Below are 12,547 nucleotides of genomic sequence, written 5' to 3'. Positions count from 1 at the left end.
CGAAAAGACCAATATCGCCCTTGCAATCGGGCCGTGGAATGATGATTTAACACTATTCTGTCCGCCGAAGGCGGGCAGTTTTTTAACAAGCGGAAGGATAAGCGGTTTGCGTCAGGGCAATCCGCGCAAGACGTGCCAGACAACACGATCCACATCGACATTATGATCGAAGCCGGCAACTGGCCGGATGAAACCGTTCTTGAGGGATTGGCGACGCGCGCTGTTGCAGCAGCCTGGGACAATCTCCGGCTGAAACCCGCCGAGAGCGAATTGAGTCTGGTTTTCACCGACGACGCTTCCATTCAGGCGCTCAATGCGCAATGGCGCGGCAAGGACAAGCCGACCAATGTGCTTTCTTTCCCGGCCTTTCCCGTTAGGGCAGGCGACCAGCCCGGCCCCATGCTCGGCGATATTATCATCGCGCGTGAAACGGTGGAGCGGGAAGCTCTCGATGAGGGCAAGCCGTTTGAAAATCATCTGACCCATCTCATTGTGCATGGTTTTTTGCATCTTCTGGGTTACGATCATCAGACGGAGGAGGAAGCCGAGGAGATGGAGCGCCGCGAGCGGGACATCCTTCATGCTCTTGCCATCCCCGACCCTTATGCTGTATCCGGTTTACACATCGAAACAGATTGATCATGTCAGACCAAAACTCGAATTCACGCTCCGGCGGCGATAATGGCCGGAACGAGGCGCAAGACCCCGAAGGACAAAGTACGCAGCGGCCTCTGGCCGAAAAGCGATCCCTTTTGTCCAATATTTTTCCTTTCATGCGCTCACGTCAGTCCTCCACTTTGCGCGAGGATCTGGCCGACGCTCTTTCCAGCACGGCAAGCGAGCAGGATTCCGCTTTTTCTCCTGAAGAAAAGGCAATGCTGCATAATATCCTGAGCCTGCGCGAAATCCGCGTCGAGGACGTGATGATTCCGCGCGCCGATGTCGAGGCCGTCGATATTTCCGCTCCGCTCTGGGAAGTGCTGGAGCTTTTCGAGGAAACGGGCCGCTCGCGCATGCCCGCCTATGCCGAAACGCTGGACGATCCGCGCGGCATGATCCATATCCGCGACGTGCTCAATTATATCACCCGTCAGGCGCGCAAGGCTCCCGAAGGAAAAAGCGTCGATAGTTTCGACATGAACCGTATCGACCTGTCCAGGACGATCGGCGAGCTCAATCTGGTGCGCAAGGTCCTGTTCGTGCCGCCTTCCATGATGGCCAGCGGATTGATGGCGCGCATGCAGGCGACCCATATCCAGATGGCGCTGGTCATCGACGAATATGGCGGCACCGACGGGCTGGTATCGCTGGAAGACATTGTGGAAATGGTCGTCGGCGACATCGAAGACGAGCATGACGACGAAGAGATCATGATCGCGGAAGAGGCCGACGGCACATTTATCGTCGATGCCCGGGTCGAGCTTGATGAACTGGTGGAAAAGATCGGTCCCTCCTTCGAGGTGGGAGAGCATGGCGAGGATGTCGACACCGTCGGCGGCCTTATCTTCTCGGTCCTTGGCCGCATTCCGGTGCGCGGTGAGCTCGTGCAGGCGGTGCAGGGTTACGAATTTCAGGTGCTGGACGTCGATTCGCGCCGTGTGAAGCGGGTGCGTATCGTGCCGCTTTCCCAGACGCATCAGTTAGATGCCACCAGCCCCGAAGGCGCTGCCGATGCGCCGGAGCCTTCTTCCGAAAACGCCCATCCCGATCCCCTCGCCGGTTCCAAAGAGGCGGGATGATTAACGGGCTGGGGGGGAGGATCAGGTCCTTAAGCGGCTGGCAGCATGCGCTGGCCGCTTTTCTGGCCGGGGCCTTCCTCACGCTGACGCAGCCGCCCTTCGATATTCTTTTTGCCGGTTTTGTTTCCTTTCCGCTTCTCGTCTGGCTCATCGATGCCAGCCGGTTCGATTCCGACAAGGGCCTGATCCGCCGCTTGCTGCCTGCCGCCATCACCGGCTGGTGGTTCGGCTTCGGCTATTTCGTGGCGGGCTTATGGTGGATCGGCGCAGCACTTCTGGTCGATGCGGACGAATTCGCATGGGCTTTGCCGCTTGCGGTTCTGGGCCTGCCGGCCTTCCTCGCCCTGTTTCATGCCTTCGCCGCCATGGTCGCGCGGCTGTTCTGGTCGGATGGGCTGGGCCGCATTCTCGCGCTGGCTTTCGGCTTCGGCCTTGCCGAATGGCTGCGCAGCTTCCTTTTTACCGGCTTTCCGTGGAACGCGCTGGGTTATGCCCTCATGCCCACGCCGATGCTGATGCAATCGGCCGCCATTGCCGGATTGACCGGCATGGGCGTGCTGGCGGTTTTTCTTTTTGCGTCTCCCGCGTTGCTTGCGGGTGGGCGGCTGGCGCGGAGCGGGCTGTTTCTTGCGGCATTCCTCGCCGCAGGCCATGTCTTCTACGGCGCATGGGTGCTGGCGAAAGCGCCTCCGATGGGCGCGGAAGAAACCACGCTCTCGGTGCGTATCGTGCAGCCATCCATTGCACAAAGCCTGAAATGGGACGATGGCGAACGCCGCGCGATCTTCGATAAATTCATCGCCATGTCGAAACAGCCGCCTGCGGCGGGCAGGCCGGTGCCCGATGTGATCGTCTGGCCGGAAACAGCGGTGCCTTATATATTATCGTCGACGCCCGACGCGCTGGCGCGCATTGCCGATATGGTGACGGATGAACAGGTTCTGCTGACGGGCGCAGTGCGCGAGGAAACCGTTCCCCGCCGCAATTCGCGCTATTATAATTCCATTCTGGCCATCAATAGCCACGGCAGGATCACCGACTATTCCGACAAGGTGCATCTGGTTCCTTTTGGCGAATACCTGCCCTTCGAGCGCCTGCTGCGCAGCCTCGGCCTTCAGGAAGTGGTCGAAATGCCGGGCGGCTTTACCCCGGCCAGAGCGCGGCACGCAATCAATGTCATGGAAGGGCAGACCTTCCTGCCGCTGATCTGCTACGAGGCGATCTTTCCCGACGAGCTTGGCTATACGGGCCGCAAGCCGACCGCGATCATCAATGTCACCAACGACGCCTGGTATGGCGATACGCCGGGGCCTTACCAGCATTTTCGCCAGGCGCAGATCCGAAGCGTCGAGCAGGGCCTGCCTATGGTGCGCGCGGCCAATAACGGCATATCCGCCATCGTGGATGCTTATGGTCGAATCACCGAGGAACTGCCGCTCGATGCGGTGGACGTGATCGACGCCTATCTGCCGCAGGCGCATGTCCCATTTTGGGGCAGGTCGCCATCCGGCAGGGAGGCTCTGGTGATTCTATCAACCCTGCTGATAGCGTGCTTGTGGTTACGCTTGCCATTTAGCAGGCGTTTTCATTGACATGCTAATGCTGTTAAGCTGTTATACTAAGGTTGCAGGCTCGTTTGAGCAAAATTGCCGGATTACCTCTCACCTTGAATAATATGAACCCTGCTCGGATGAGCGGGGCGTGAATAAAGGCTCGCTAATGCGAGGAGTCACAGCTGAATGATTGAGAATAAGAAAAAACCCAACCCCATCGACGTGCATGTCGGAAGCCGCATCCGGCTTCGCCGCAATATGTTGGGACTCAGTCAGGAGAAACTGGGCGAGAGCCTTGGCATCACCTTTCAGCAGATTCAAAAATATGAAAAAGGCACCAACCGCGTCGGCGCAAGCCGCCTTCAGGCGATTTCGTCGATCCTGACCGTGCCGGTATCGTTCTTCTTCGAGGATGCTCCCGGTTCAGGTATCGCCGGGCAGGGCGGCTTTGCCGAAGATAATGAAGCAACTTATGTCGTTGATTTCCTGAATTCCAACGAGGGCGTGCAGCTTACCCGCGCTTTCACGCGGATTTCCGATCCGAAAGTCCGCCGCAAGATCATCGATCTGGTAAAGTCGCTCGCCGATGGCGAATAAACGCAGCCTGCGGCAAGTTTTTTCCGGCAAGCCGGCTTCATGGCAAGAATATGCATTGACGGTTTATTCCCAACTTGGCTAACACATTACCGTGCCCGGAAGCTGTTCCGGGCACTACTGTGTTCCGTGGCGGACATTGGCTCCGCCGGATTTTCAAGAGGGGTTACCCGTGTCGCGCAGTTCTTATCTCTTCACCAGCGAATCTGTGTCCGAAGGCCATCCGGACAAGGTTTGTGATCGAATTTCCGATGAAATCGTGGACATGATCTACAAGGAAGCGCGCCGCACAGGCGTCGATCCCTGGTCGGTCCGTATTGCCTGTGAAACGCTCGCCACCACCAATCGCGTCATTATCGCGGGCGAGGTGCGGGTGCCGGAAACATTCCTGAAGAAGAATAAGGACGGCTCCATCGTCAAGGATGCGGCGGGCCACCCGGTCATCAATCCATCGCGTTTTCGTTCGGCTGCGCGCAAGGCAATCCGCGAAATCGGCTACGAGCAGGACGGCTTCCACTGGAAGACGGTCAAGATCGACGTCCTGCTGCATCCGCAATCGGCTGACATCGCGCAGGGCGTGGACAATGCCTCCGACCGGCAGGGCGAGGAAGGCGCGGGCGATCAGGGCATCATGTTCGGATATGCCTGCCGCGAAACCCCCGATCTGATGCCTGCGCCGATCTATTATGCCCACAAGATTCTTGAGCGGATTTCGCAGGCGCGCCATGGCGGCGAGGGTGAGGCGGGCACGCTCGGCCCCGATGCCAAGAGCCAGGTGACGGTGCGGTATGAAAACGGAAAGGCTGCCGAAGTCACGCAGATCGTCCTTTCGACGCAGCATCTGGATGCGCGCTGGGATTCGAAAAAGGTGCGTTCCGTGGTCGAGCCTTATATCCGCGAAGCGCTGGATGGCCTTCCGATTGCGCATGATTGCAACTGGTACATCAATCCGACCGGAAAATTCGTCATCGGCGGTCCCGATGGCGATGCCGGGCTGACGGGCCGCAAGATCATCGTGGACACCTATGGCGGCGCGGCCCCGCACGGCGGCGGCGCTTTTTCGGGCAAGGATACGACCAAGGTGGACCGTTCCGCCGCCTATGCCGCGCGTTACCTCGCCAAGAATGTGGTTGCCGCCGATCTGGCCGATCGCTGCACCATCCAGCTTTCCTACGCCATCGGCGTTGCCCAGCCGCTTTCGGTCTATGTCGATCTTCATGGCACCGGCAAGGTGGCTGAATCCGCCGTCGAGGATGCGCTGCGCAGCGTGATGGATCTTTCGCCGACCGGTATCCGCAAGCATCTCGATCTCAACAAGCCGATCTATGCCAAGACTTCGTCCTATGGCCATTTCGGTCGCAAGCCGGGCCGCGACGGTTCCTTCTCATGGGAAAAGACCGATCTGACCAAGGCTCTCAGGAAAGCCCTTTCGGCCTGATCGACCTTATGACTGGCGAAACTCACCCAACACGCGCGGCCGGAAATTTCTTCGGCCGCAGGCATGGCAAACCGCTCCGCGCGCATCAGAACGAACTGTTCGACGATCTGCTGCCGCGTCTCAAGCTCGATCCGGGCCTGCCCGCTCCCGCCGATCTGCGCACGCTTTTCGATGTCCCCGTCGATTCCGTGCGCATGGAAATCGGTTTTGGCGGCGGCGAGCATCTGCATCACGAGACGGGCCGATACCCGCAGACGGGCTTTATCGGCGTCGAGCCTTTCGTCAACGGCATGGCGAAAATGCTTGCGGCGCTCGATGCGCAGCCGCGTCCCAATCTGCGCCTTTATGATGAGGATGCCACCGCAATTCTCGACTGGCTGCCGGATGCGTCATTGTCGGGCATCGATCTGTTCTATCCCGATCCATGGCACAAGCGCCGCCACTGGAAACGCCGCTTCGTCAGCGACGCCAATCTCGACCGTTTCGCACGGGTGCTGAAACCGGGTGCAAAATTCCGCTTTGCTTCCGACATCGAGCACTATGTCAACTGGACGCTCCAGCATTGCCGCCGTCACGACGCCTTCGACTGGCAGGCCAAAGGCCCCGCCGACTGGAACGACGCCTATGAAGGCTGGCCCGGAACCCGTTACGAGGCCAAGGCGTTCCGCGAAGGCCGCCGCGCCGCCTATCTGACTTTCGTCAGAAAGTGAAACAATAAAGGTGCGGCTCTTGAAAAAAGCAGCACTTGCTGGTATATAAGTTTCAAATTCTTGGTCGTTTGAACAAGAGTGGGTCCACCCGGTCCCGCTCTTTTTTGTTACCTGCGGCCCTGTAAAAGAGCTTTATCGGCCCTTTCGAAAGGTTTTGAGTTGACGCAACAGGATCAGACAAACGAAGCGCAAACGGCGGTCTCCGGCGCAGATGAGCGCTTTCTGCGCGAAACCGGCGTCGATGCCAAGGTTGCAGCCATCATCGAGCCGGTTCTTGAAACGCTGGGTTTTCGTCTGGTGCGCGTTCGCCTGTCCGGCCTCAACGGCCAGACCTTGCAGATCATGGCAGAGCGCCCCGATGGCACCATGACGGTCGAGGACTGCGAACTGGTAAGCCGTACGGTTTCGCCGGTTCTGGATGTCGAAGATCCTGTCAGCGGCAAATACCATCTGGAGATTTCCTCGCCGGGCATCGACCGTCCGCTGGTGCGCCGGTCGGATTTCGCCGATTGGGCAGGGCATATCGCCAAGGTCGAAACCTCGGTCATGCATGCCGGACGCCGGAAGTTTCGCGGTCGCATCGTGATTGGCGATGCGCAATCGGTCACGATCGAAAGCGATCAGGTCTCTTATGGCAATGAGCCTGTGGTCAGCATTCCGTTCGATCTGATTTCAGATGCACGCCTCGTTCTCACCGATGATCTGATCCGCGATGCGCTGCGCAAGGACAGGGCTTTGCGTGAGGGCCGCATTCCCGGCGATGATCTGGGCAACGATCCCGCAGACGATACGCAAGAAGCCGCGTCCGCTGAAGCAGGCGCGGAAAAGAAATAAGTTTCAGGCATCGGGTATCTGGATGATACCGGATGCGTCACCAAGGAGAGACCTATGGCAGTCAGTGCAAACAGGCTGGAACTTCTACAGATCGCCGATGCCGTTGCGCGCGAGAAGTCGATTGACCGCGAGATCGTCCTTGCGGCCATGGCCGATGCAATCCAGAAGGCGGCGCGTTCGCGCTATGGCCAGGAAAGCAATATCCGCGCCGACATCAATGCGAAATCCGGCGAAATCAAGCTCCAGCGCCTGCTCGAAGTGGTCGAGACTGTCGAGGATTACGCCACGCAGATTTCATTATTCATGGCGCGCGACCGCAATCCGGACGCGCAGATCGGCGACTTCATCGCTGACCAGCTTCCGCCCATGGATTTCGGTCGTATCGCCGCGCAGTCGGCCAAGCAGGTCATCGTGCAGAAGGTGCGCGAAGCCGAGCGCGACCGCCAGTATGATGAATTCAAGGACCGCGTCGGCGAGATCGTCAACGGTTCGGTCAAGCGCGTCGAATATGGCAATGTCATCGTCGATATGGGCCATGGCGAAGCCATCGTGCGCCGCGATGAACTGATCCCGCGCGAAACCTTCCGCTATGGCGACCGCATCCGCGCCTATGTCTATGATGTGCGCCGCGAGCAGCGCGGCCCGCAGATTTTCCTTTCGCGCACCCATCCGCAATTCATGGCGAAGCTTTTCACCATGGAAGTGCCTGAAATCTATGACGGCATCATCGAGATCAAGTCGGTCGCCCGCGATCCGGGTTCGCGCGCCAAGATCGCCGTTGTCTCGCGTGACGCCTCCATCGATCCGGTCGGCGCCTGCGTGGGCATGCGCGGCAGCCGTGTTCAGGCGGTCGTCGCCGAGCTTCAGGGCGAAAAGATCGACATCATTCCGTGGTCGCCGGATGCGGCTTCCTTCATCGTCAACGCGCTTCAGCCTGCGGAAGTGGCTAAGGTTGTGCTCGATGAAGATGCGGAACGTATTGAAGTTGTCGTCCCCAATGACCAACTATCATTGGCAATTGGCCGTCGTGGCCAGAATGTGCGTCTCGCATCGCAGCTGACCGGCTGGGATATTGATATTCTCACCGAAGACGAGGAATCCGAGCGCCGCCAGAAGGAATTCGTCGAACGTTCCAACCTCTTCATGGAAGCGCTCAATGTCGACGAAATGGTCGGTCAGGTGCTGGCTTCCGAAGGCTTCGCTTCCGTGGAAGAGCTGGCCTATGTAGAGCTGAGCGAGATCGCTTCCATCGACGGTTTCGATGAGGATACCGCAGGCGAAATCCAGGATCGCGCCCGCGAATATCTGGAGCGCATCGAAGGCGAGCAGGATGCCCGCCGTCAGGAACTGGGCGTCGAGGACGAACTGCGCGAACTGCCGGGCATCACCACGGCCATGATGGTCGCGGTGGGCGAGGACGGCGTGAAGAGCATTGAAGACTTCGCCGGTTATGCGGTTGACGATCTTGTCGGCTGGCGTGAGCGCAAGGATGGCGACACCATCACCCATAGCGGTGTGCTGACGCCGTTCGATGTTTCGCGCGTCGATGCGGAACAGATGGTGCTGGCTGCGCGTTTGAAGGCAGGCTGGATCACCGAAGACGAACTGGCGGCAGCCGAAGGCGAAGAGGAGCCGGAAGGCGACGACGTCGCTGCCGACGAGGAAGCCGCTTCCTGATGAAGTTGGGCCGCATTGCGCCTTTGCGCCGATGCGGCTCCACAGTTTGATCCGGGTTTGATCCGGAGTTTGATATTGTGGTGGGGCTTTGGCTCTGCTAGAGCACAGCTCCGATATGCCGGAAATGCAAAAAAATAAATAAACCGGGCGGTTCTTTGCTTCACAAAGGGGTAAACTGCCCGGAACCGCAGCGGTTTTGTAATGGAGTAGCAGGCGATTGATGGTGGGCCGGGTCAGCGCGGAGAAACAGGACGTGAACGACAGAACCTGTATCGTCACGCGCGAAAGCGGCTCTGCCGAGGATATGATCCGCTTTGTGGCCGGGCCTGACGGTTCGGTGGTGCCCGATCTCAAGCGTAACCTGCCGGGCAGGGGCTGCTGGGTGAAGGCGGAACGGCGTTTCGTGGACGAAGCGGTCAAACGCAGGCTTTTTGCGCGCGCATTGAAGGAAGGCGTGACCGCGCAGGACGATCTCGGCGCACTGGTGGACCGGTTGCTGACGAAATCGGCGCTTGGAAGTCTGGCTCTGGCGCGCAAGGCGGGTGCGGTGGTTTCCGGCTCGACGAAGGTCGATCAGGCGATACGCACCGGGGCTGCGGCGCTGGTGCTCCATGCGCAGGAAGCTGCCATTGACGGTGTGCGCAAGCTCGATCAGGCGCGCCGGGTGGTGGTGCATATGGATGGCCCTCAAATCCCGTCTTTTTCTCTTTTTAGCGGAGAAGAAATGGATTTGGCATTTGGGAGCGGAAATGTGATACATGCAGCCGTGCTGGATGGACAGGCGGCAGCGGGTGTCGTGCAACGGGTGCAATTATTGCATCGCTATCGTGGAGATGGCCCGGCAAACAGGAATTAGCGCATTTCCCTCACGGGAGTGTTTGAACGGTCAAACAGGGCAGTCCGATACTGCCATAAAATAATTGGTAGAGCGGTTCTCTCGATTCCGACAAGACGGGATCCGCTCTGGAGCATGATCGCAAAGCTGGCATTTATGTCGGCGCCATCATGCGCTGAGGTGGATGACTGGGGCATTGTCCGAACTGATTTCATCGTTCTGGAAGATGCTTTGGTAAAGCGGCAGAAGTCGCGAAGGAAACGGAAACGTAATGAACGATAAAACAAACGACGACAAGACGCTGAGCGTCAATCCGAAGAAGACGCTGACCCTGAAGCGGTCGGGTGTCGAACAGAGCACCGTGCGCCAGAATTTCAGCCACGGCCGCACGAAGGCTGTCGTCGTTGAAACCAAGAAGCGCAAATTCGCACGGCCCGATGAAAAGCCGGAAGCGGAAGTGACGGCGGCCCCCCCGGCTGCAACGCCAGCACCCGCATCGGCGCCCGCGCCGACACCTGCGCCAGCAGCCGCTGCTCCAGCCGCTCCGAAGCCGAAGGCCCCGGCGGCCCCGACAGCATCGGCGGCACCGGCACCGACAGCACCCAGGCCGCATGTCGCGCCGCAGAACCAGCGCGCAGCCCAGCGTTCCAACACGCAGCAGGCCCAGCGTCCGCGTTCGGGTGATCGCTCCGGCATGGTTTTGAATACGCTTTCGCGTTCTGAAATGGATGCGCGCCGCCGTGCGCTCGAAGAGGCGCGCATTCGCGATGCCGAAGATCGCGCCCGCGCCGCGGAAGAAGCAAAGCGCCGTGAAGAGGAAGAGGTCCGCCGCGCCAAGGAGCGTGAGGAATCCGCTCGCCGTCAGGCCGAGGAGGAAGCCCGCCTCAAGGCTGAAGCCGAAGCGCGCGCGCGTTCCGAAGCCGAAGCCAGCAAGCGCGTGTCCCAAAGCGAGGGGCGTCCAGCATCGCAAACCGCTCGTCCGCAGGGCGGACGTCCGGCTGCCCCCGCAGCCGCAGCTCCCATCGCCGATGTCATTCCGGGTGCCAACAAGCCGCTGCCGCAAAGCCAGTTGCGCAAGAATGTGGCGACGGATGACGACGAAAATCGCGGTCCAGCCGCCCGTCGCGGTGGCCCGGCAAAGCCGGAAGTGCGCGCTCCCAAGGCCGTGAAGGGCGCAGAAGATCGCCGTCGCGGTAAGCTGACGCTCACCAGCAATCTTGACGATGAGGGCGGTCGCGCCCGCTCGCTTTCGGCCATGCGCCGCCGTCAGGAAAAGTTCAAGCGTTCGCAGATGCAGGAAACGCGCGAGAAGATTGCGCGTGAAGTGACCATTCCTGAAACGATCACGCTTCAGGAACTCGCACAGCGCATGGCCGAACGTTCCGTCGACATCATCAAATATCTGATGAAGCAGGGCCAGATGATGAAGCCCGGCGACGTGATCGACGCGGATACCGCGCAGATCATCGCCGAGGAATTCGGCCATACGGTCAAGCGCGTAGCCGAGTCCGACGTGGAAGAAGGCATCTTCAATGTCGAGGACAATTCAGAGGCCATGGTCTCGCGTCCTCCTGTCGTCACCATCATGGGTCACGTCGACCACGGCAAGACCTCGCTGCTCGACGCGATCCGCCACGCCAATGTGGTCTCGGGCGAAGCAGGCGGCATCACGCAGCATATCGGCGCCTATCAGGTCGAACAGAACGGCCAGAAGATCACCTTCATCGATACGCCGGGCCACGCAGCTTTCACCGCGATGCGTGCACGCGGCGCACAGGCAACCGACATCGCCATTCTGGTGGTGGCAGCCGATGACAGCGTCATGCCGCAGACGATCGAATCGATCAATCATGCCAAGGCGGCCGGAGTGCCGATCATCGTGGCGATCAACAAGATCGACAAGCCGACAGCCGACGCGCAGAAAGTGCGTACCGCGCTGCTCCAGCACGACGTTTTCGTCGAAACGATGGGCGGTGAAGTTCTCGACGTGGAAGTTTCCGCCAAGAACAAGCTCAACATCGACAAGCTGCTCGAAGCGGTTCTGCTGCAGGCTGAAATCCTTGATCTCAAGGCTGATCCGACGCGCACCGCAGAAGGCGTGGTCATCGAAGCCCAGCTCGACCGCGGCCGTGGTTCGGTTGCGACCGTCCTCGTCCAGAAGGGCACGCTGCATCCGGGCGACATCATTGCCGCTGGCAATGAATGGGGCCGGGTGCGTGCGCTGGTCAATGACCGTGGCGATCATGTCAAGGAAGCCGGTCCCGCAATGCCGGTGGAAATCCTCGGCCTTCAGGGCACGCCGCAGGCGGGTGATCGTTTCGCAGTGGTTGCCAATGAGGCCAAGGCGCGTGAAATCGCCGAATATCGCCAGCGTCTGGCTCGCGACAAGGCGGCGGCACGCCAGACCGGTTCGCGCGGCTCGCTTGAACATATGATGAGCCAGCTTCAGGTGTCCGGCACCAAGGAATTCCCGCTGGTCATCAAGGGCGACGTGCAGGGTTCCATCGAGGCCATCACTTCGGCACTCGAAAAGCTCGGCACCGACGAAGTGCGCGCGCGCATCGTCCATTCGGGCGCAGGTGGTATCACGGAAAGCGACGTGTCGCTGGCCGAAGCCTCCAATGCCGCGATCATCGGCTTCAACGTCCGTGCCAACAAGCAGGCGCGCGATGCTGCCGAACAGCAGGGTATCGAAATCCGCTATTACAACATCATCTATGATCTCATCGATGACGTGAAAGCGGCCATGTCGGGCCTTCTGTCGCCGGAACGCCGCGAAACCTTCCTTGGCAATGCGGAGATTCTCGAAGTCTTCAACATCACCAAGGTCGGCAAGGTTGCCGGTTGCCGTGTTACCGAAGGCAAGGTCGAGCGTGGTGCGGGCGTTCGCCTCATCCGCGACAACGTGGTCATCCACGAAGGCAAGCTCAAGACGCTCAAGCGCTTCAAGGATGAAGTGTCTGAAGTACCGGCCGGTCAGGAATGCGGCATGGCCTTCGAGAATTACGACGACATCCGCGCAGGCGACATCATCGAAGCCTTCCGCGTCGAGCACGTTTCGCGCTCGCTGTAATATGAGTATTGCCGGGCCGCCATCAGGATGGCCCGGCTTTTAATTGCCCGGTCCGGAGGGTCTGACTCCTGTCCGGATCGCGGCATGTCACGCG

Annotated in this window: 10 protein-coding genes; all 10 read left to right on the top strand. The window is 59.7% G+C overall.

Annotated elements, in window-relative coordinates:
- The first annotated feature begins 132 nt into the window (after positions 1 to 132).
- The 10 genes from ybeY to infB all read left to right on the top strand — a co-directional run bounded on the left by ybeY (position 133) and on the right by infB (position 12,453).
- Positions 133 to 639, top strand: coding sequence for an rRNA maturation RNase YbeY (gene ybeY / locus DKP76_RS02660; protein ID WP_109704854.1), 507 nt, complete (start codon positions 133 to 135; stop codon positions 637 to 639).
- A 2-nt stretch (positions 640 to 641) separates the two neighbouring features.
- Positions 642 to 1,739 carry a hemolysin family protein gene (locus tag DKP76_RS02655; protein WP_109704853.1) on the top strand — a complete coding sequence of 366 codons (1,098 nt, stop codon included), beginning with the start codon at positions 642 to 644 and terminating at the stop codon, positions 1,737 to 1,739.
- Positions 1,736 to 3,331, top strand: a complete 1,596-nt coding sequence (gene lnt / locus DKP76_RS02650; protein ID WP_109704852.1) for an apolipoprotein N-acyltransferase — start codon at positions 1,736 to 1,738, stop codon at positions 3,329 to 3,331. Before DKP76_RS02655 ends, lnt begins: the two co-directional genes overlap by 4 nt.
- Before the next feature lie 147 nt (positions 3,332 to 3,478).
- Positions 3,479 to 3,889, top strand: coding sequence for a helix-turn-helix domain-containing protein (locus tag DKP76_RS02645; RefSeq protein ID WP_109704851.1), 411 nt, complete (start codon positions 3,479 to 3,481; stop codon positions 3,887 to 3,889).
- Between the two features lie 169 nt (positions 3,890 to 4,058).
- Positions 4,059 to 5,324 carry a methionine adenosyltransferase gene (metK, locus tag DKP76_RS02640; RefSeq protein WP_109704850.1) on the top strand — a complete coding sequence of 422 codons (1,266 nt, stop codon included), beginning with the start codon at positions 4,059 to 4,061 and terminating at the stop codon, positions 5,322 to 5,324.
- An 8-nt stretch (positions 5,325 to 5,332) separates the two neighbouring features.
- A complete protein-coding gene (trmB, locus tag DKP76_RS02635; RefSeq protein WP_109704849.1) occupies positions 5,333 to 6,034 on the top strand; it encodes a tRNA (guanine(46)-N(7))-methyltransferase TrmB in 702 nt (233 codons plus the stop codon).
- 159 nt (positions 6,035 to 6,193) lie between these two features.
- The gene (gene rimP, locus DKP76_RS02630) at positions 6,194 to 6,868 is read left to right on the top strand and encodes a ribosome maturation factor RimP (RefSeq protein ID WP_109704848.1); all 675 of its coding nucleotides are present in this window, start codon (positions 6,194 to 6,196) and stop codon (positions 6,866 to 6,868) included.
- Between the two features lie 54 nt (positions 6,869 to 6,922).
- Positions 6,923 to 8,545, top strand: a complete 1,623-nt coding sequence (nusA, locus tag DKP76_RS02625; RefSeq protein WP_109704847.1) for a transcription termination factor NusA — start codon at positions 6,923 to 6,925, stop codon at positions 8,543 to 8,545.
- A gap of 220 nt (positions 8,546 to 8,765) precedes the next feature.
- A complete protein-coding gene (locus DKP76_RS02620; RefSeq protein WP_109704846.1) occupies positions 8,766 to 9,401 on the top strand; it encodes an RNA-binding protein in 636 nt (211 codons plus the stop codon).
- 250 nt (positions 9,402 to 9,651) lie between these two features.
- Positions 9,652 to 12,453, top strand: a complete 2,802-nt coding sequence (gene infB / locus DKP76_RS02610; protein ID WP_109704844.1) for a translation initiation factor IF-2 — start codon at positions 9,652 to 9,654, stop codon at positions 12,451 to 12,453.
- Positions 12,454 to 12,547 lie beyond the last annotated feature (94 nt).

This window comes from Falsochrobactrum shanghaiense, assembly GCF_003149535.1.
Classification (GTDB): domain Bacteria; phylum Pseudomonadota; class Alphaproteobacteria; order Rhizobiales; family Rhizobiaceae; genus Brucella; species Brucella shanghaiense.
This window is presented reverse-complemented; position numbering and strand designations above follow the sequence as displayed.

What these genes read in the sequence shown, in the direction of transcription:
- DKP76_RS02655 (WP_109704853.1), top strand. Translation starts at nt 642, where the DNA reads ATGTCAGACCAAAACTCGAATTCACGCTCCGGCGGCGATAATGGCCGG.
- lnt (WP_109704852.1), top strand. Translation starts at nt 1,736, where the DNA reads ATGATTAACGGGCTGGGGGGGAGGATCAGGTCCTTAAGCGGCTGGCAG.
- DKP76_RS02645 (WP_109704851.1), top strand. Translation starts at nt 3,479, where the DNA reads ATGATTGAGAATAAGAAAAAACCCAACCCCATCGACGTGCATGTCGGA.
- trmB (WP_109704849.1), top strand. Translation starts at nt 5,333, where the DNA reads ATGACTGGCGAAACTCACCCAACACGCGCGGCCGGAAATTTCTTCGGC.
- nusA (WP_109704847.1), top strand. Translation starts at nt 6,923, where the DNA reads ATGGCAGTCAGTGCAAACAGGCTGGAACTTCTACAGATCGCCGATGCC.
- DKP76_RS02620 (WP_109704846.1), top strand. Translation starts at nt 8,766, where the DNA reads ATGGTGGGCCGGGTCAGCGCGGAGAAACAGGACGTGAACGACAGAACC.
- infB (WP_109704844.1), top strand. Translation starts at nt 9,652, where the DNA reads ATGAACGATAAAACAAACGACGACAAGACGCTGAGCGTCAATCCGAAG.